Origin of the sequence: Hydrogenophaga sp., from assembly GCF_011772445.1 — a bacterium.
In the GTDB taxonomy this organism is placed as follows: Bacteria; Pseudomonadota; Gammaproteobacteria; order Burkholderiales; family Burkholderiaceae_C; genus Hydrogenophaga.
Genome location: NZ_WVZN01000005.1, coordinates 160,357 through 178,979, shown reverse-complemented (window position 1 = coordinate 178,979; position 18,623 = coordinate 160,357). Strand labels below are relative to the sequence as shown.

17 protein-coding genes are annotated in these 18,623 nt (G+C 64.2%); all 17 read left to right on the top strand.

Annotation, left to right across the window (positions count from 1 at the left end; translation table 11 throughout):
• Positions 1-8 precede the first annotated feature (8 nt).
• Genes GTO19_RS02370 through GTO19_RS02290 form a run of 17 tightly spaced genes read left to right on the top strand, consistent with a single transcriptional unit; the run spans position 9 to position 18,622 of the window.
• Entirely contained in the window at positions 9-959 is a 951-nt protein-coding gene (locus tag GTO19_RS02370; protein WP_291018037.1) for a Gfo/Idh/MocA family oxidoreductase, read from the top strand.
• 5 nt (positions 960-964) lie between these two features.
• Positions 965-1,543 carry an acyltransferase gene (locus GTO19_RS02365; RefSeq protein WP_291018272.1) on the top strand — a complete coding sequence of 193 codons (579 nt, stop codon included), beginning with the start codon at positions 965-967 and terminating at the stop codon, positions 1,541-1,543.
• A gap of 2 nt (positions 1,544-1,545) precedes the next feature.
• Positions 1,546-2,658, top strand: coding sequence for a DegT/DnrJ/EryC1/StrS aminotransferase family protein (locus tag GTO19_RS02360; RefSeq protein ID WP_291018269.1), 1,113 nt, complete (start codon positions 1,546-1,548; stop codon positions 2,656-2,658).
• Between the two features lie 17 nt (positions 2,659-2,675).
• Entirely contained in the window at positions 2,676-3,677 is a 1,002-nt protein-coding gene (locus tag GTO19_RS02355; RefSeq protein WP_291018035.1) for an SDR family NAD(P)-dependent oxidoreductase, read from the top strand.
• Positions 3,678-3,693: 16 nt separating this feature from the next.
• Entirely contained in the window at positions 3,694-4,881 is a 1,188-nt protein-coding gene (locus GTO19_RS02350; protein WP_291018033.1) for a DegT/DnrJ/EryC1/StrS aminotransferase family protein, read from the top strand.
• Positions 4,881-6,761 (top strand): asparagine synthase (glutamine-hydrolyzing), encoded by a 1,881-nt coding sequence (gene asnB, locus GTO19_RS02345; RefSeq protein WP_291018030.1) that lies wholly within the window; start codon positions 4,881-4,883, stop codon positions 6,759-6,761. Before GTO19_RS02350 ends, asnB begins: the two co-directional genes overlap by 1 nt.
• Complete coding sequence (locus GTO19_RS02340; RefSeq protein WP_291018028.1) at positions 6,758-7,825, top strand: GNAT family N-acetyltransferase; 1,068 nt, start codon at positions 6,758-6,760, stop codon at positions 7,823-7,825. Before asnB ends, GTO19_RS02340 begins: the two co-directional genes overlap by 4 nt.
• Positions 7,822-8,481, top strand: coding sequence for an acetyltransferase (locus GTO19_RS02335; RefSeq protein WP_291018025.1), 660 nt, complete (start codon positions 7,822-7,824; stop codon positions 8,479-8,481). The genes GTO19_RS02340 and GTO19_RS02335 overlap by 4 nt, the downstream gene beginning before the upstream one ends.
• Complete coding sequence (locus tag GTO19_RS02330) at positions 8,482-9,108, top strand: class I SAM-dependent methyltransferase (RefSeq protein WP_291018023.1); 627 nt, start codon at positions 8,482-8,484, stop codon at positions 9,106-9,108.
• Positions 9,109-9,112: 4 nt separating this feature from the next.
• Positions 9,113-10,033 carry a hypothetical protein gene (locus tag GTO19_RS02325; protein ID WP_291018020.1) on the top strand — a complete coding sequence of 307 codons (921 nt, stop codon included), beginning with the start codon at positions 9,113-9,115 and terminating at the stop codon, positions 10,031-10,033.
• A gap of 12 nt (positions 10,034-10,045) precedes the next feature.
• Entirely contained in the window at positions 10,046-11,368 is a 1,323-nt protein-coding gene (locus tag GTO19_RS02320) for a hypothetical protein (RefSeq protein ID WP_291018017.1), read from the top strand.
• The gene (locus GTO19_RS02315) at positions 11,358-12,839 is read left to right on the top strand and encodes a lipopolysaccharide biosynthesis protein (RefSeq protein WP_291018015.1); all 1,482 of its coding nucleotides are present in this window, start codon (positions 11,358-11,360) and stop codon (positions 12,837-12,839) included. Before GTO19_RS02320 ends, GTO19_RS02315 begins: the two co-directional genes overlap by 11 nt.
• A 10-nt stretch (positions 12,840-12,849) precedes the next feature.
• Positions 12,850-13,809 carry an NAD(P)-dependent oxidoreductase gene (locus GTO19_RS02310; RefSeq protein ID WP_291018013.1) on the top strand — a complete coding sequence of 320 codons (960 nt, stop codon included), beginning with the start codon at positions 12,850-12,852 and terminating at the stop codon, positions 13,807-13,809.
• The gene (locus GTO19_RS02305) at positions 13,799-14,461 is read left to right on the top strand and encodes a NeuD/PglB/VioB family sugar acetyltransferase (protein WP_291018011.1); all 663 of its coding nucleotides are present in this window, start codon (positions 13,799-13,801) and stop codon (positions 14,459-14,461) included. Before GTO19_RS02310 ends, GTO19_RS02305 begins: the two co-directional genes overlap by 11 nt.
• On the top strand, positions 14,458-15,636 hold the full coding sequence (locus tag GTO19_RS02300) for a glycosyltransferase family 4 protein (RefSeq protein WP_291018008.1): 1,179 nt from the start codon (positions 14,458-14,460) through the stop codon (positions 15,634-15,636). The genes GTO19_RS02305 and GTO19_RS02300 overlap by 4 nt, the downstream gene beginning before the upstream one ends.
• Before the next feature lie 26 nt (positions 15,637-15,662).
• Positions 15,663-16,661: a lysylphosphatidylglycerol synthase transmembrane domain-containing protein gene (locus tag GTO19_RS02295; RefSeq protein WP_291018005.1), complete on the top strand. Its 999-nt coding sequence runs from the start codon at positions 15,663-15,665 to the stop codon at positions 16,659-16,661.
• Positions 16,658-18,622 carry a hypothetical protein gene (locus GTO19_RS02290; protein ID WP_291018003.1) on the top strand — a complete coding sequence of 655 codons (1,965 nt, stop codon included), beginning with the start codon at positions 16,658-16,660 and terminating at the stop codon, positions 18,620-18,622. The genes GTO19_RS02295 and GTO19_RS02290 overlap by 4 nt, the downstream gene beginning before the upstream one ends.
• Position 18,623 lies beyond the last annotated feature (1 nt).

Here is an 18,623-nt window from a genome sequence, read left to right as displayed (position 1 = left end):
CCACCCCCATGAAGAACTTTGCCCTCATCGGTGCCGCCGGCTACATCGCCCCACGGCACATGCGCGCCATCAAGGACCTTGGCCAGCGCCTTTCCATCGCCTACGACATCAACGACTCGGTTGGCATCATTGACAGCATCTCGCCCCAAAGCGAGTTTTTCACCGACTTCGAGCACTTCCTGGAGCACGCGTGCCGCCTGCGGCGCGACCCTGCCACCGCCCTCCACTACGTGAGCATCTGTTCACCCAACCACCTGCACCACGCCCACATCGCGGCGGGTCTGCGGCTGGGCTGCGACGTGATCTGCGAAAAACCTCTGGTACCTACGCCGGCCCTGATCGACGACCTGGCCGAGATTGAACGCGAGACCGGTCGACGCGTCTACAACATCCTGCAGTTGCGCCACCACGACGCCATCCTGAAACTGCGAGAGAAAGTGGCGAACGCGTCCAGGGACCGCAAGTTCGACGTGGAGCTCACGTACATCACGTCACGCGGCAAGTGGTACATGCAGAGCTGGAAGGGCGATCCGCGCAAGTCCTTTGGCGTGGCCACCAACATCGGCGTGCATTTCTACGACATGCTGCAGTTCGTGTTCGGGCCCGTGGTGCGCAATGAGGTCCACCTGAATGCCGAGGCCAAGGCCGCCGGCTACCTCGAGTACGAGCGCGCGCGGGTGCGCTGGTTCCTGTCCATCGACGCGGATGACCTGCCAGCGGAGGTCAGGGGCAAGAAGACCACTTTCCGCAACATCGACATCAACGGCGAGCAACTCGAGTTCTCCGAAGGCTTCACCGACCTGCACACCACGAGCTACAGAGAGGTGCTCGCGGGCCGGGGGTACGGACTGGCCGATGCTCGCCCCTGCATCGAAGTGGTCGACACCATCCGCGAAAGCCGTCCTTCGGCTCCACGCCCCGGTGAAGGCCACCCCTTCCTGGAAGGCAAGCGCGCGTGAAGGACGTGAGCATTCACCCGAGCGCGATCGTCGACGAAGGCGCAACGATCGGAGAGGGCTCGCGCGTCTGGCACTTCGTACACGTGTGCGCGGGCGCACACATTGGCAAGGGCGTCTCGCTGGGCCAGAACGTGTTCGTGGGCAACAAGGTCGAGATCGGTGACCGCTGCAAGATTCAGAACAATGTGAGCATTTACGACAATGTCACCCTGGAAGAAGGAGTGTTCTGCGGTCCCAGCATGGTGTTCACCAACGTGCACAACCCGCGAGCGCTCGTGGAACGCAAGAGCGAGTTCCGCAACACGCTGGTCCGCCGCGGTGCGACGCTCGGCGCCAACTGCACCGTGGTGTGCGGGGTCACGATCGGCGAGTTCGCCTTCGTGGGTGCGGGTGCCGTCGTGACGCGCGATGTGCCTGCCTACGCCTTGATGGTTGGCGTTCCTGCGCGCCAAAAGGGTTGGATGAGCGAACATGGCGAACAGATCCCATTGCCCCTGGACGGCAATGGCAGCTTCACCTGTCCGCACACCGGCTCGCACTACCGCCTCAATGGACGGCAAATGTCCCGAGAGCCCTCGCCATGAACATTCCTTTCATCGACCTCAAGAGCCAGTACCGCGCCCTGCAACCGCAGATCCAGGCGCGCATCAATGCCGTGCTGGAGCATGGCCAGTACATCATGGGACCGGAAGTGCGGGAACTGGAGGAGCGGCTGGCCGCCCGCACGGGCGCGCGACACTGCATCACCGTTTCCAGCGGCACCGAAGCGTTGCTGATGAGCCTGATGGCCCTGGGAATCGGACGCGGCGACGAAGTCATCACCACCCCGTTCACCTTCGCCGCGACGGCCGAGATGATCGTGCTGGCGGGCGCCACCCCGGTGTTCGTGGACATCGAGCCTGGCACCTGCAACATCGATGCGACGCAGATCGAAGCCCGCATCACCAGCCGTACCAAGGCCATCATGCCCGTGAGCCTCTATGGGCAGACCGCGGATATGGATGCCATCAACACGGTGGCTGCGCGACATGGCGGCATTCCCGTGATCGAAGATGCCGCACAAAGCTTCGGCGCGACCTACCAGGGCCGCCAGAGCGGCAACCTGTCTACGCTCGGCTGCACCAGTTTCTTCCCCAGCAAACCGCTGGGCTGCTACGGAGACGGAGGCGCCCTCTTCACCAACGACGACGGCCTGGCCCAGGCCCTGCGTGAAATCCGCGTGCATGGCCAATCCGGGCGGTACGTGCACACCCGCATTGGCGTGGGGGGCCGCATGGACACGCTGCAGTGCGCCATCGTCTTGGCCAAACTCGATCGATTCGATTGGGAGGTCGAACGGCGCATCGCCCTGGGCGAGCGCTGGGGGAAGGTGCTGCGCGCCAGCGGTCTACCCATCCGGCTGCTCGACCGCCCCATCGATCGCACCTGCGTGTGGGCGCAATACACCGTGTTTGTGGAACAGCGTGCGGCGCTGCAAACCGACCTGGAGCAACGCGGCGTGCCCACGGCCGTGCACTATCCGATGCCGCTGAACCGTCAGCCCGCGTATACCGAGCTTTGCCCGCCCCATCCCACGCCCGTCAGCGATTTCGCGGCGGAACGGGTCATGAGCCTGCCCATGTCCGCCGATCTGAGCGAATCGGTGCAGGACCGCGTGATCGAAGCCCTTCAGGATGCCTGCGCATCTACACAACCCTGAACTCGAAGAAACCAGCCATGGACATCAAAGGCAAAAAATTCGTAGTGGTCGGCGGCGCCGGCCTGATCGGCTCCCACACGGTCGACCACTTGCTTCGCGAGGATGTGAAAGAGGTCGTGATCTACGACAACTTCGTCCGTGGCCGCGCGGAGAACCTCGCCGAGGCCCTCAAGGATCCCCGCGTTCGCATCTACGAAGCTGGCGGCGACATCATGCAGACCGACATCCTGCAATCGGCGTTCGAGAATGCTGATGGGGTATTCCACCTCGCAGCGCTTTGGCTGCTGCAGTGCCACGAGTACCCGCGCACGGCTTTCGACGTGAATGTGCGAGGCACCTTCAACGTGATGGAGGCCTGCGTGGCCAAGGGTATCAAGCGTCTGGTGTGGTCGTCTTCGGCCTCGGTCTACGGCGATGCCATCGAAGAGCCCATGACCGAAGACCACCCCTTCAACAACCAGAACTTCTACGGCGCCACCAAGATCGCGGGCGAGGCCATGATGCGCTCGTTCCACCATCGATATGGCCTGAACTACGTGGGCCTGCGCTACATGAACGTCTATGGCCCGCGCCAGGACTATCACGGCGCCTACATCGCCGTGATCATGAAGATGCTCGATGCTATCGACAAGGGCGAAAGTCCGACCATCATGGGCGACGGCTCCGAGGCCTTCGATTTCGTAGCGGTCGAGGACTGCGGGCTGGCCAATCTGTGTGCCATGAAGGCCGATGCGGTCGATAGCTTCTACAACGTGGGCACGGGCCAGCGCACCTCTCTCAAGGAACTGGCCGAGATGCTGATCGAATTGACCGGGTGCAAGCAACCCATCCGCTACGCGCCCCGCAGCCAGGCAACGCTTGTGCGCAACCGCATCGGCTCGCCCGTGAAGGCGACGCGTGAGATCGGGTTCACCGCCCGCATCGGGTTGCAAGAAGGCCTGCGCCGGCTGATCGAGTGGCGCGCCGCCCACAAGGCCGAAGTCGCGGCTCGCCGTGTCGCCGTCGGGCTGAGCGCCTGATCTCAACGAGGAAACCATGAACACCACCACTGCTGCCATGCAGGTGCCCATCGCGCGCACCCAATTGACCGAGGAAGAAATCCAGAGCGTGCTCGGGCCACTGCGCAGCGGTTGGCTCGTGCAAGGTCCCAAGGTGCGCGAGTTCGAGGAGAAATGGAGCGCTTTTACCGGCGCCAAGCATTCGATCGCCGTCACCTCCTGCACCACAGGCCTTCACCTGGCGCTGGCGGCCCTGGGTTTCGGCCCAGGCGACGAAGCCATCGTTCCGGCGTTCACATGGATCGCCACGGCCAACGTGGTTGAGCACCTTGGCGGCAAAGTGGTGTTCTGCGACATCGACCTCAGCACCTTCAACCTGGACCTGGTCGACCTCGAAGCCAAGATCACACCGCGCACGCGCGCCATCCTGCCGGTGCACCTGTTCGGCCTGCCGGCAGACATGGACGGAGTGAACCGCCTGGCACGCGCGCACAAGCTGTGGGTGCTGGAAGACGCCGCCTGCGGCTTCGGCAGCCGCATCGGCGATCGCCACGTGGGCACCTTTGGCCAGGCCGCGTCTTTCAGCTTCCACCCCCGCAAGGCCATCACCACCGGCGAAGGAGGCATGGTCACCACCGACGACGACGAGTTGGCCGTCAAGTTGCGCCGATTGCGCGACCACGGAGCCGCCATGAGCGACCTCCAGCGCCACCTGGGCCCGCGCCCTTACTTGCTAGCCGACCACCCAGACGCCGGCTACAACCAGCGCATGACCGACATTCAGGCGGCCCTGGGCGCGGCTCAGATGGACCGTGCGGCGGCCATCGTGGCCGAGCGCCAACGCCTGGCGCGCGTCTACGACGAGGCGTTCTCGGGCCTGTCCTGGCTGCGCACGCCCGCCCACCTCGACAGAATGACCCACGGATACCAGAGCTACCCGTGCCTGTTCCAGCCCGAACCGGTCACTCGCGAATCCATTCCCCGAGTCAATGCACGCCGAAATGAATGGATGGACCACCTGTTGAAAGCCGGCATCTCCACGCGTCCAGCCACGCATGCGGTGCACATGCTGCAGTTCTATCGCGAGAAGTACCAGTTGTCGTCGGCCGACTTCCCCAATGCGTGGGCCGCCAACGACTGCAGCATCTCGCTGCCGCTGTTCCATGGCATGAGCGAGGCCGAACAGGCCTATGTGATCGACCAGGTTCTGGCCTCGAACCCCTGATGTGCGGCATCGCTGGACTGATCGATCTTTCGGGCGACGCGGTGTCGCCGGTCATCCTGCAGCGGATGACCGATGCCATCGCCCATCGTGGTCCTGACGGCGAGGGGCATTGGATCGAAGGCCCGGTGGGCTTCGGCCACCGGCGCCTGGCCATCATCGACCTCTCGCCTGGTGGACATCAGCCAATGATCAGCGCCGACCACCGCTACGTCATCACCTATAACGGCGAGATCTACAACTTCCGCGAGTTGCGGGCCGAATTGCAGGCGGCTGGCTACTGGTTTCGCTCGCAATCCGACACCGAAGTGCTGCTGCATGCCCTGGCATATTGGGGAACCGAGGCCCTGGGGCGACTCAACGGGATGTTCGCGCTGGCCTTGTGGGACCGCAAGGAGCACCGCCTGCTGCTGGCCCGCGACCGCTACGGCATCAAGCCTTTATACGTGGCTCAGCAAAACGGGCGGCTGCTGTTCGCATCGGAACAGAAGGCGATCCTGGCCCATCCCGCGTTCCAGCGGCAACTGGACAAGGCTGCGCTGCTGGAATACCTCACGTTCCAGAACATCTTCACCGACCGCACCTTGCTGCAGGATGTGCAGTTGCTGCCTGCAGGCCACTACGCCACGCTGGACCTGCGTCAGCCCAACGCGGCATTGGTCCGCACGCGCTACTGGGACTACCGCTTCCGCGAACCGGACCAGCCCGCCAGTCGCGAGGAGTACCTGGAAGAGCTCGACCGCCTGTTCCGCCAAGCCGTCAACCGGCAGCTCGTGAGCGACGTCGAGCTTGGCGCCTACCTGTCGGGCGGCATGGACAGCGGCTCAATCACCGCGGTCGCCGCCCAATCCTTCGCCAACCTCAAGACGTTCACTTGCGGCTTCGACCTGAGCTCGGCCTCGGGCATCGAACTGGCGTTCGACGAGCGCGTCAAGGCAGAGGCCATGTCGGCGCGCTTCAAGACCGAGCACTACGAGATGGTGCTCAAGGCTGGCGACATGGAACGCTGCCTGCCCCGGTTGGCCTGGCACCTGGAAGAGCCCCGCGTGGGCCAGAGCTATCCCAACTACTACGCCGCGCAACTCGCCAGCAAGTTTGTAAAGGTCGTGCTGTCCGGCGGAGGGGGTGACGAGCTCTTCGGTGGCTACCCCTGGCGCTACTACCGTGCCGTGGTCAATCAGGACTTCGAGCACTACATCGACCAGTACTACGTGTTCTGGCATCGGCTCATTCCCAACACGGTTCTCTCCAAGGTATTCGCGCCAATCTGGGGCGACGTGAAGCACGTCTGGACGCGCGACATCTTCCGCGACGTCTTCTTGACGCACGACAACGAGCTCGACAGGCCCGAGGACTACATCAACCACTCGCTCTATTTCGAAGCCAAAACCTTCCTGCACGGCCTGTTTGTGGTGGAGGACAAGCTCAGCATGGCGCACGGGCTGGAGGCCCGCGTGCCCTTCATGGACAACGACCTGGTCGAGTTCGCCATGCAGTGCCCGGTCAACCTCAAGCTCAACAACCTGGCAGAGGTGGTACGGATCAATGAGAACGAGCCCGGCGGCAAGGCGGTCAAGTACTTCGAGAAAACCCGCGACGGCAAGCAGATCCTGCGCGACGTGATGGCACGGCACATCCCCGCCAGCATCGCGCAGGCCGAGAAACAAGGCTTTTCGTCGCCTGACGCCAGTTGGTTCAAGGGCGAAAGCATTGACTTCGTCCGCCGCAAGCTGCTGGACAGGCACTCTCCGCTGTACGAGCTGCTCGACCGCGAGACGGTTACATCTCTCGTCAACGACCATCTCGAGGGGCGCCAGAACCGCCGCCTGCTGATCTGGTCGCTGCTCAACGTTGAACAGTGGCTTGCCACGACCCTGCCATGAGCGGCCTCACCACTCACGTCATCGACGGCCCGGGCAACGATGCCATCGAAGCCTTTGTCTATAGCGATCCACGCACGCTGATCTATGCCAGCCCGGCCTACATCGGCCTGGTCGCCGCCGAAACGCAGTCGCACCCCCACTGGCTGACTGCCCAGGACGCATCCGGTCTGCGTGCGGCGTTGCCTTTGCTGGTCAAGCGGGGCGCGCTCGGTCCGGTGATCAACTCACTGGCCTTCTACGGCAGCAACGGTGGCGCCATCGTGCCCGATGGCGATCAGCAGGCCTGGCTTGCCGTGGTACGCGCTTTTGATGCCTTCGGCGAGCGGATTGGCGCCGTGGCGTCAACCTTGATCACCAACCCGCTCGTCGAGGACCACACGCTGTACGAAGCGAATCTGCCGCATGACCTGCGCGACGAGCGCATTGGGCAGTTCACCGTCTTCCCACAAGACCGGCAGGCGGTGAGCCTCATGGCCCTGTTCGACGACCCGCGCCCGCGCAACATTCGCAAGGCCCAGCGCAGCGGTCTGAAGGTCTCGCGATCGCAGTCGGATGACGCGATTGCGTTCCTGCACGCCACCCACGACCAGAACATCCGCTCGATCAATGGTCTGCCAAAGCGGCTCGACTTCTTTCAGCGGCTCGCCACGAGCCTGCCCCGTGACGCATGGACGATCTATCTGGCTGAACAGGACGGCGAGCGCGTCGCGGCCCTCCTGCTCCTCTACGGCAACCAGACAGTGGAGTACTTCACGCCCTGCGTGGTCGAGAAGCACCGTTCCTCTCAAGCCCTGCCACTGCTCATCCACGACGCCATGGTCGACGCCATGGCGTGCGGCTATCGCCAGTGGAACTGGGGCGGCACCTGGCTGACGCAGGATGGTGTGTACGCCTTCAAGAAGAAGTGGGGTACCCGGGACATCCGCTACCACTACTTCACCCGGCTGCGTTCGGCAGATCTGCTGGCCACCACGCGCGACACCCTGCTGCGCGAGTACCCCGGCTTTTATGTTTTGCCGTTTTCTGCCCTGGCTTGTGCCACGGCGAACCAGGAGACCAAATGAAAGACATGGTCGTCGTGGGCACCGCTTTGTTCGCGGAAGTGGTGCGCGACTATTTTCACGAATACACCGACTACCGCGTGCGCGCCTTCGCATGCCATGCGCAGTACAAGGACCGCGACGAGTACTGCGGCTTGCCCATCGTGACGATCGAGGACCTCGAGCGGCACCACCCACCGGGTGAGGTCGATGTCTTCGTTGCCATCGGCTACCGCAAGATGAACAAGTTCCGGCAATCCACCTACGAGGAACTGAAGGGCCGCGGTTATTCCTTCGCGTCGTTCATCGCGCCCAACGTCAAGACCTGGAGCAGCAACCGATTTGGCGAGAACGTGTTCATCTTCGAGAACAACGTGATCCAGCCTCATGTGCACATCGGCAACAACACGATCCTCTGGAGCGGCAACCACATCGGGCACCACTCGAGCATCGGCAATCACTGCTTCATCTCGTCACACGTCGTGGTGTCGGGCTCCTGCAGGATCGGCGACAACTGTTTTCTGGGTGTCAACTCGACACTGCATGACAGCCTGAGCATCGGCCCCGAGAACCTGATCGGTGCCGGCGCCGTCGTCGCGCGCGATACGCGCGAACGCGAGGTATTCGTGCCCAGTGCAACCAAGGCCTTTCCCAAAACCAGCGACCAACTGGAGTTCTGAGTGGACCTTTCCAAACCCCTCTCGCGCATCAGTGCGCTCTACAGCGACAACCTGGAGCGCAATGGCCCGGTGTCCACGGCAGTGGGCTGGAACACGCCCGAGTCCCAGCGCCTGCGCTTCGAAAAACTGACCTCGGTCGTCGAGGCAGACGCCGCGCCATTCAGCGTGAATGACTATGGCTGCGGCTACGGCGCGCACCTCGACCACCTGCTGGAGCGCGGCATGAGGGTCAGCGCCTATCACGGCTACGACCTCAGCGAGAAGATGCTGGACACCGCGCGGGCACGACTCGCCGGGTTCCAAGGCGAACTGGACTTGCGCCAGAGTGCCACCGTCGAGACCGAGGCCGACTACACGTTCGTTTCGGGCACGTTCAACGTGCGCTTTGAAGCCAGCGAGGAAGAGTGGAAACGGTTCATCCTGGCCAAGCTCGATGAAATGCATCGTCAGTCGCGCAAGGGTTTCGCGTTCAATCTGTTGTCGACCTATGTTGACTGGCAAGAGCCTCACCTGTTCTATGGTGACCCTTTGTTCTGGTTCGACCACTGCAAGCGCAATTACTCGCGAAAGGTGTCGTTGCTGCACGACTACCCGCTGTATGAGTGGACGATAGTCGTAAGGATCTAGCGCCATGTGGGAGTTCAAACGCTTCCTGGCTCTTGACTCGTTTGGTCAACCCTGGATGTATAGCCACGCACAGTTGCCGACGCCAATGGTGGTCGACGACAGGACGGTGCGTGTGTTCTTCGCCTCTCGTGACGAGCGCCAGTACTCGAGCATAGGATTCGTCGACCTTCAACTCGAGGACGACACCGTGACCCTCGCTCGCGTAGGCGAGCACCCAGTCATGTCTCCGGGCCCTTTGGGGTACTTCGACGAACACGGCGTCTTCCCTTCTTGCGTCGTCCGTGATGGCGACCGGTGGTTGATGTATTTCATCGGCTGGAACAAGGCATTCGAATCGCCGATGTTCTACGCTTCCATCGGCGTCGCGAGTAGCCCGGATGGCGAGGCATTCCATCGACTTAGTGAAGCGCCATTGCTGAGCCGCAGCAGTTGCGATCCTTGCATGGTGACCTCGCCCAACATAGTTCGATTCAACGGGCACTGGTTGATGACCTACGTCTCGGGCATCGGGTGGTTCCGAGATGGTGACGGCCGACTGCAGTCACGCTACCACATCAAATCAGCAGAAGGATCTAGCGCGCTCGATTGGGAACGAAAAGGGCATGTTGCGATAGACCTGCGAGAGGGCGAAACGAATACGGCTCGGTCTTCTGTATTGGAAGTTCGCAAGGGCGTCCTAGGCATGTGGTTCTCCTTCGTTCACAGCAGCATCGGCCGCTACCGAATCGGTTACGCAGAATCCGCAGACGGCCTGCACTGGCACCGCAACGATGCCGCGAGTGGCGTCAGGGACTTGCCCGACTTCGGAAACGAAATGCTCTGCTATCCCGCAGTGTTTGAGCTCGGCGGGCAACGCTGGATGCTGGTCAACGGCAACGCGTTCGGCGCCCGAGGGTTTGGCATCGCTCGCTGGAAGCGTGATTGAGTCGCCCACGCAATGCGAATTTTCATCGGACTAACTGAGGTATCCGGCTACTACGCCCGCTTGCAAAGGGGACTCTTGGATTTGGGTGCAGAGGCGGAGTTCTTCCCGCTTCAGGATCATAGATTCGGCTATGGATCCTCCAGCCACCACTGGGTCCCGCGCTTCGCGCAATGGTGCGTCAAGCAGCGCATTGCAGCGCTTGACGCATCGTCACTGCGCCGCCTCTTCTGGCTGTCGTTGGTCACGCTGAGCCGGGCAATATTTTTGATCTGGGCCTTGATCCGCTTCGATGTGTTTTTGATGGGCGGCGGATCTTCGTTCTTTCGGTTTCACGAGTTGCGCCTCATGCGCTTATTGGGTCGGCGCATCGTGTACACGTTTCACGGGACCGATTCGCGCCCCGCGTGGATGGACGGATTCTGTCAAGGAACGTCCCGCATGTCTGGGCACCACTCCTCAGTTGCGTTTCCTACTGATAGTGACATCTCCGTCTACCATCGAGTCAACGAAGAACGATTGGACACGGTGCGTCGAATCGAACGCTATGCCAATGTGATCATCAACGCCCCGCCACAGGCGCAACTTCTCACAAAACCGTACGTCATTGGCTTGGCCGTTGGGATTCCCGTTGACGCTGTTTCGCTTGATGAACCCAGCGAACCCCGCGCGCGCGCGTCGGTTGTTCGAGTCCTGCATAGCCCCTCCTTCCACATAGGCAAGGGAACAGCCGAGATTCGCGCGGCAATCCAGCGATTGCAGCGAGCCGGCATCGATCTCGAATACACCGAGATCAGCAATCGCCCACACATGGAAGTGAGACAGGCTATCGCGGCGTGCGACTTTGTCGTGGACCAGGTCTACTCAGACTCGCCAATGGCCGGATTTGCTGCGGAGGCTGCCCTCGCAGGAAAACCTGCTGTGGTATGCGGCTACTACAGTGCCTACCACGAAACTGACCTCGCACCCTACATGAGGCCGCCCAGCCTGTATTGCCATCCAGAACGACTGGAGGAAGCGATTCGCGCCCTTGCCGTCGATGGCGCTCACCGGGAAGAGCTGGGCACGCAAGCAAAAGAGTTCGTGGAAAAGAACTGGTCTCCACGATCAGTTGCAAGTCGGTATCTCCGACTTGCTTCAGGAGAGCCCGTGCCGTCCGAATGGATGTACCACCCCGAACAGAACCGGTACTTTCTCGGGATGGGAATAGACGAACAAAGCTTGCGGAAGGTGCTGCAACAATACCTGAGGCGGTTTGGCGACTCGGCCCTGGGTATCGACGCAGCAGTCGAACTCAAGCGCCGTGTTCTCGCGTTCGCATCGCAAGATGAACCCTGAACGGACCACGATGGGCCTGCAGCGACTCGGCCGAGACACCCTGCTCTACGGACTATCGACCTTGCTTGTCCGGGGACTTCAGATCTTTCTGATCCCCGTGTATTCGCGAGCACTGGGTTCCGGCGACTACGGGGTGGTGGAAACCGTGGCCATCGCGGGTGCTCTGGTGAACCTGACCGTCGCGCTGGAGATTTCGCAAGGCATGGCACGCTACATCGCCGACGCCCCGGACGAGCGCGCCCGGCGCGCCTACGCCAGCACCGCCGTCGGTTTCGCCGCGCTCGCGTATGCGGCCTTCGCCCTGGCCGTATGGGCATTTTCCGACGGGCTAGCCCACTGGCTGCTCGCGGGGCAGGCCCCACCCAAGACGCTTGCACTGGCTGCAGCGGCTATCGCAATCAACGGCGTATTCGTCATCGTGCAGGACCTGCTGCGTTGGCAACTGCGTCCAGGGTCGTACGTGGTGGCCAGCCTCGCGTACGCGCTGGGCAGTGCCGGCGTGGGCATCTGGCTCGTTGCGGTCCAGGAGGTCGGCGTGGCCGGCGTCTTCTGGGGACAGCTGGCGGGCGCACTGCTGGGCATGGTGGTTTCCCTCTCACGCGCCAGCGGTCTGCTGGAGCGGGTGTTCGATGCTCAGCGCTTGCAAACCATGCTGCGCTATTCACTGCCCCTGGTGCTGTCGGGCGCGGCGGTGTTCGGCAACCTGTTCATCGACCGCATCGTGGTGCGCGAACTGCTGGGGCTGGAGGCGCTCGGGGTCTATGGGGTCACGGCCCGCTTCGCGTCCGTGGTGTCGATCCTGGCCGTGGGCTTGCAGGCCGCGCTGTCTCCCTTGGTGTTTCGCCACTGGCGCGAGCCCGGCACGGCTGCCACGCTCGGGCGCATCTGCCGCTGGTACCTGGTGGCGATGGTCGCGCTCGTGGGCGCCATCGCCCTGTTGTCGGCACCGATCATGGGCACGCTAACCGGCCCGGCCTTTCATGGCGGCAGCGCGGTCTTGCCGCTGCTCACGCTGGGCGCCATGTTCTCGACGCTGTACGTCTTCGCGCCTGGCCTGTTCCTGGGGGAGCGCACCGGCCGGGTGGCCTTGTTGAATGTGGCGGGCGCGATGCTCAACCTGTTCGCCGCGCTGCTGCTCACGCGCTGGTTCGGCCTGTTGGGCGCGGCCCTCGCTGCTACGATCGCGCCCGCCTGCGTTTTTGCGGGCTACCTGGCCTTGGGTCGCCCTTGGTTCACGGTGCCTTACCGGGCGCCCCGAATCGCCTTCACGCTGACATTGGTCGTGGCGTTGGTGCTGATCGGCATGACCTGGCCAACAAACCCCACCCTGTGGGACCCGGCCACGCTAGTCGCCAAAGCCGCCCTGTGGTGCTTGTGCCTGGGCTTGGCCGTGGCGCTGGGCACTGACGCCGCCGACCGATACCAAGCTTCACAAGTCCTGCGGGCCCTGGCCCGCCAACGCTCGCACTAGAAAGACTCCCATGGCCATTGAGGGAAAACACATCGTCATCACCGGCGGTGCCGGTTTCATCGGCTCCACCCTGGCCGGCCGCCTCGCCGACCACAACCGCGTCACGCTGTTCGACAACCTGGCGCGCAACACCATCCAGCACACCGGCGGCGCCCTGCACCCCAATGTGTCGCTGGTGCAGGGCGACATCCTCGACTCCACAGCGGTGAAGCGGGTGTTCACGGGTGCCGACATCGTGGTGCACGCGGCCGCCATCGCTGGCATCGACACCGTGATCAAGTCGCCGGTGAAGACCATGGAAGTGAACATGATCGGTACCGCCAACGTGCTGCGCGCGGCGCAGGAAGCGGGCGTGAAGGACCGAGTGATCGAGTTCTCGACGTCAGAGGTCTTCGGTAGCATGGCCTACCGCGTGACTGAAGAGAACCACGCCGTCGCCGGTTCGGCCGGTGAGGCGCGCTGGGTGTACGCCGTCAGCAAGCTCGCCGGCGAGCACCTGGCTCACGCCTACTTCCGAGAGCACGGCATGCCCGTGGTCACGCTGCGTCCGTTCAACATCTATGGCCCGGGTCAGACCGGCGAAGGCGCCATCCAGATCTTCATCCGCAAGGCGTTGCGCAACGAGCCCATCTCCATCTATGGCGACGGCTCGCAGATCCGGGCCTGGTGCTTCGTCGACGACATGGTTGACGCCCTGATGCTCGCGCTGGAGCATCCCAAGGCCATCGGCGAATCCTTCAACGTGGGCAATGCGCGCGCGGTCACCACCATCTTCGGCCTCGCCGAAGCGGTGTGCCGCGTCTTGAATTCGCGGTCCGAGATCGTGTTCAAGCCACCGCTGTCGGCCGACATCGAACTGCGCATTCCCGAAACCCGCAAAGCCGCTGATCTGCTGGGCTTCAAGGCCAAGGTCGATCTGGAGGAAGGCATTCGCCGAACGGCTGACTGGTACCGCAGCAATGCCATCTGAACCCCTGATCGAGCTCGTGCTGGTGGGCGGCGGCGGCACCAGCGCCGACGTGCTCGCCATCGTCGACGACATCAACCGCGAGGCCCCGCGCTACCGCGTGCTCGGCCTGCTCGACGACGCTCTGGCGCCCGGCTCGCTGCAGTTTGGCGTGCCGGTGCTCGGTGGCCTGAGCGACGCACCGCGGCTGCTGGGCAATGGCCGCTTGGTCGACTGCCTGGGAAGCCCTCGCAGCAACGCGCGCCGCGAGGCCTTGTTGCAGGCCAAGGGCCTGGCCGGACTGCCCTTCGCCAGCCTGGTGCACCCACGCGCCGTCGTGGCCAGCAGCGCCGATCTCGGGGAAGGCTGCATCGTGTACCCCAACGTGGTGTTGCTGGCGCGGGTACGTCTGGGCCGCCACGTCACCGTGTTGGCCAACTGTGTGCTCAACCACGACGTGCGCGTCGACGACTTCGGCATCCTGGCCAGTGGCGTCAACCTTTCGGGTCGGGTGCAGGTGGGGCGGGCCGCCTACCTGGGCTGCGGCTGCAACGTGCGCGAAGACATCCGCATCGGCGAGGGCGCGCTGGTGGGCCTGGGCAGTGCGGTGGTGCGCGATGTGCCGCCCGGCACCGTTGTCGCCGGAGTGCCCGCACGAGAAAGGCCCTCGGCATGAGGATCCTCCTGGTGGGCGGCATGTATCCACCGATGCGCACGGGCACTGCGTTCTACACCCAGAACCTGGCCGCCGAACTGCAGCGCCAGGGCCACGCCGTGGAGATCGTGACGCTCGGTGCCTCGTTGTCGCATGCGTTTGAAGACGGACTCTCGGTGCACCGTCTGCAGGCCTGGCGCCTGCCGCTGGCCGGCTTCTTCAAGCACTACCAGCTATGCGCCATCAACCCGCTCAACTGGTGGCGGCTGGCGCGCATCGCCCGCCGCTTCCGGGCCGATGCCGTGCTGCTGGTCAACCACTACCTGGATATCGCGTTTCCCGCCGCCTTCGCGGCCTGGCGAGCGCGCGCGCCACTGGTCTGCTCGGTCGGCACGCAGCTGCAGTCGCTCAACCCACGCCGCGACCGCCTGCTCAACCGGCTGGACCGGCTCATCTGTGGCTTGGGCGTCTTTCCGTTTTGCGACGCGGTGGTGGCCTGGGACACACAGATCCGCCAGTACCTGTCAGACGTGCAGGGCGAGCGCGTGCTGCGCAAGACCCACCTCGTCAACTACGGTGTGGCCGGGGACGGCGAAGCACTGGCCCAGCACTCCAACGACCACGCATTCCGGGGGCTGATCCTGGGAGTGGGCGCGGTTAGCGAGCAGCGCAGCTTCGTGCCGCTGGTCAAGGCCTTCGCCGAGCTGGCCCCCGACTACCCCACGCTGAAGCTGCGCATCGTGGGCCACGTCTACTACGACGAGGCACCGCGTCTGGCGGCCAGCCTGGGCCTGGGCGAGCGCGTCGAGTTCCTCGGAGAGCAGCCGCACGCCGACGTGCTGGCACACATGAAGGCGGCCGACCTGCTGTTCTCCTCGCTCACCGGGCGTTACGTCGGTATGGGCACGGCCACGATCGAGGCCATGCTGCTCGCCGTTCCGACGGTGGTCAACACGCCGCTCGATCTGCTGGGCAATGCCACCTTGGTCGATGGCGAGCACCTCGTGCAATGCACGGAGCCCACGCCGGCAGCCATCGCGCAACGCCTGCGCGCCTTGTTGGGCGACGAGTCCCTGCGGCGGCGCGTGGGCAACGGGGGCCGCCGCTTCGTGCAGGAGCAATTGAACTGGCCCAAGGTCGCCCGTGACATGGTGGCCCTGCTGAGCGGCCTGGCCCAGCGGCAAGGCAAGGCATGAGGGCCTGGCGACAACACGCCTTGACCATGGCTGGCCTGGCGGTGAGTCTGGCCGCCATCGGGTGGCTGATGCGCCACTTCGACCTCGGCGCGGTGGCCCGCACGCTGGCAGGCGCCGACGCCTGGGTGCTCGCGCCCCTGCCACTGCTGCTGATCGCGTCTTTCGCGCTACGCACCCAGCGCTGGCGGCTGGTGGTGGAGCACCAGCCGCCGGTGCGTTGGTGGCCGGGTTTTCGCGCCCTGATGATCGGCTACCTGCTCAACAACTTGCTGCCCGCGCGCGCTGGCGACCTCGCCCGTGCGCTCGAGCTGGGCCGTACGGAGCAGATGTCGCGCACCAAGGTTTTTGCCACACTGGTGGTCGAGCGCACCGCGGATCTGGCCTTCATGCTGGTACTGCTGTCCGCGGTGCTGCTGTCCTACCCGGCGATTCCAACCTGGCTCAAGCAGGCGGGCGTGGTGGTGGCGGCCATCACCGCCACCGCCATCGCCGTGCTCACAGCCGCGCACACCATGGGCGAGCGCTTCGTGCCCTGGCTGCACGCGCGCCTGCTGCGGCGCCTCCCCGATCGCACCGCCGCGCGCGCCCGCGAGATCCTGCAATCCGCGCTGGCGGGCATCGCAGGCGGCTTTCGGCCGGGGCGCTTCACCGGCTTTCTGCTGCTCACCATCATCATCTGGACCCTGGAGGTGGCCCTGGTGTGGCTCACCGCGCGCGCGCTGAGCCTTGACCTCGCACCCGGCAACGCCTTGTTCGTGCTGCTGCTGATCGCCATCGGCACCATGGTCCCGGCCTCCCCGGGCTTCGTAGGCACCTACGAGTTTTTTGGCGTGGCAGCCTTGGGCATGCTGCAGGTACATGGGATCCAGGCACTGGCTTTCGTCGTTCTGCTGCATCTGGTCACGCTGCTCGGGTCGTCGCTGATCGGCGCGCTGTGCCTCTTGGCGCGACCGGCTGCGCCATCGCCGCGCACGATCGGGGCGCAGGAGACTGAGCCGGTTCATCGCGAGGAAGACAAGCCATGAACGCCCACCCCACCGTCACCTTGGCCACGCTGATGCTGGCGGTACCGGTCACCACCGCACATGCCCTGGCCTGTGTGGGGGCAGGCCGGGCCATGCAGTGGGCACTGGGCCTCCGTGGTCCGGCGCGACCCGCGGCGCTGGCCTCGGACGCCTGGGTGGACCTGGCCACGCAGTTCCTGGCGGGCCTGATGGTCTTCAATGCGGTGTTCACCGTGCTGGGCCTCATGGGCCAGTTGCAACCCGTGCCGGTCGGTGCCGTGCTGGTCCTCGGCTGGCTGGCGCTGATTGCCAGCCGCCCCCGCGCGGCGCAAGGCATGGCGATGCTGCGCGATGCCTGGGACAGCTTCTGGCGCCTGGACTGGCCGATGCGCGGCCTGGCCGCGGTGGTGGTGCTGTTTTTCCTGTGCCTGGCCCCGGCAGCCCTCACCATGCCGCCCACGGGCGATGCCGAAGCCTTCTACCTCGCCTACGCCTTGATCATGGCAAGCAGCGGCGTGCTCGAGCCCATGCGCGGTACCTACGAGGCGTTCTCCAGCATCGGCCTGCCGGCCGAGCTGCACTACGCCGTGCTGATGCGCTGGCAGGGCACAGCCGCCGCCAAGTTCCTGGTCTGGCCGGTGGCCCTGGCCTGCGGCGTGTTTCTCTCGGGCATTGTCGGCCGCTGCGGCGGTGGTCTGGTGGCGCGCTGGGTGGCCTGGACCATCCTGATCACGTCGTCCAGCTTCACGCTGTACGTGTTCGACGGCAAGGTGGACCTGTTCGGCGCCGCCTTCGCCTTGGCCGCTCTTTACTGGCTGTTGCGTGATGCGCCAGAGGACGGCCGCTTCCGTGCGCTGGCCTGGGCGGGGTTGATGGCCGGCAGCGCCACGGTCGCCAAGTTCTCGTATGTGCTCACGCTGGGCGTGGCGATGTTGGTGCTGCTGGCGTGGCAACGCCGCGGCCACGCGCTGGGCGACCGGTACAACGGACGGGCCTTGGTCCGCACAGCGAGCGTGCTGGCAGCCTGGGCCGCCCTGGCATGGCTGCCACAGTGGCTCAAGAACGGCGTGCTCTATGGCGCCCCTCTGGCACCCTTTTTCGGCATGGGCGAAGTCGGCTCTTGGTTGAATCAGGTGTGGCACAGCCCGGAGGTGACGCGAGAAATCCTGCTGACCTATCCGTACGCACTCGTTTTTGGCACCTATCCTATGCAGGGCGGTGGCGTGTCGCTGCTGCTGCTGGCCGTGCCTGGCATGGCCTGGATCGCGCTGCGGCGCCCAATGCACGGTGCGCGCTGGCGAGACAGCATTTTGACTGCGGTGACATCGGCGGCGCTTCTGTCTACCGTCGCCTGGGTGGTCATGCGCCCTTCCGTACTTGCCCCTCGCTATATCTTGGCCACCCTGCTGCTGTTCGCGCCGCTGGCGGCGCTTACGGCTCAAGCGGCACTGGGGGATCGGCGCTGGTGGTTGCGCCTCGGCACTTGGGGTTTGTTGATTTTGGCCCTCTATTCCGCCGTCAACAAAGTCAGGGCCGGAGCAGCCAACCTGCGGCTGTTGACCACGGGTCGGGAAGAACGTTGTCTCAAAGCCAGCGAATCCTGCCCACCCTTGTCAGCATTGGCCAACGAGGGGCGTCCCGGAGAGCGAGTCATGATCGCTGGCTACTATGGCTACTGGCTACGATCCGATCAACTTCAATGCCGCGACAGCCTGGCGGAACAGGACGTCATACAGAAGACCGACGACGTGCTCGCTGCGTTGCAAGCGGGAGGTTTTCGCTATGCAGTGGTGGAGCGCAGTTCGCATGGCTGGCTGGAAGATCGCCTGCGCCGAGTCCAACTGCCCGTGTATCGCCTGGTCGAAAATGGCAACGTCGTGGTGTATCTCGTGCCGCCAGGCTCGGCGGCGCAGCCACCACAATGTGTCGAGGTTCGCCCGGGCCTATGGAAAGTCATGTCGCAACACCAAGCTCCAAGGTGAT

What these genes read in the sequence shown, in the direction of transcription:
- GTO19_RS02350 (WP_291018033.1), top strand. Translation starts at nt 3,694, where the DNA reads ATGAACACCACCACTGCTGCCATGCAGGTGCCCATCGCGCGCACCCAA.
- GTO19_RS02310 (WP_291018013.1), top strand. Translation starts at nt 12,850, where the DNA reads ATGGCCATTGAGGGAAAACACATCGTCATCACCGGCGGTGCCGGTTTC.
- GTO19_RS02290 (WP_291018003.1), top strand. Translation starts at nt 16,658, where the DNA reads ATGAACGCCCACCCCACCGTCACCTTGGCCACGCTGATGCTGGCGGTA.
- GTO19_RS02305 (WP_291018011.1), top strand. Translation starts at nt 13,799, where the DNA reads ATGCCATCTGAACCCCTGATCGAGCTCGTGCTGGTGGGCGGCGGCGGC.
- GTO19_RS02300 (WP_291018008.1), top strand. Translation starts at nt 14,458, where the DNA reads ATGAGGATCCTCCTGGTGGGCGGCATGTATCCACCGATGCGCACGGGC.
- GTO19_RS02325 (WP_291018020.1), top strand. Translation starts at nt 9,113, where the DNA reads ATGTGGGAGTTCAAACGCTTCCTGGCTCTTGACTCGTTTGGTCAACCC.
- GTO19_RS02315 (WP_291018015.1), top strand. Translation starts at nt 11,358, where the DNA reads ATGAACCCTGAACGGACCACGATGGGCCTGCAGCGACTCGGCCGAGAC.
- GTO19_RS02370 (WP_291018037.1), top strand. Translation starts at nt 9, where the DNA reads ATGAAGAACTTTGCCCTCATCGGTGCCGCCGGCTACATCGCCCCACGG.
- GTO19_RS02335 (WP_291018025.1), top strand. Translation starts at nt 7,822, where the DNA reads ATGAAAGACATGGTCGTCGTGGGCACCGCTTTGTTCGCGGAAGTGGTG.
- GTO19_RS02355 (WP_291018035.1), top strand. Translation starts at nt 2,676, where the DNA reads ATGGACATCAAAGGCAAAAAATTCGTAGTGGTCGGCGGCGCCGGCCTG.
- GTO19_RS02320 (WP_291018017.1), top strand. Translation starts at nt 10,046, where the DNA reads ATGCGAATTTTCATCGGACTAACTGAGGTATCCGGCTACTACGCCCGC.
- GTO19_RS02340 (WP_291018028.1), top strand. Translation starts at nt 6,758, where the DNA reads ATGAGCGGCCTCACCACTCACGTCATCGACGGCCCGGGCAACGATGCC.
- GTO19_RS02295 (WP_291018005.1), top strand. Translation starts at nt 15,663, where the DNA reads ATGGCTGGCCTGGCGGTGAGTCTGGCCGCCATCGGGTGGCTGATGCGC.
- asnB (WP_291018030.1), top strand. Translation starts at nt 4,881, where the DNA reads ATGTGCGGCATCGCTGGACTGATCGATCTTTCGGGCGACGCGGTGTCG.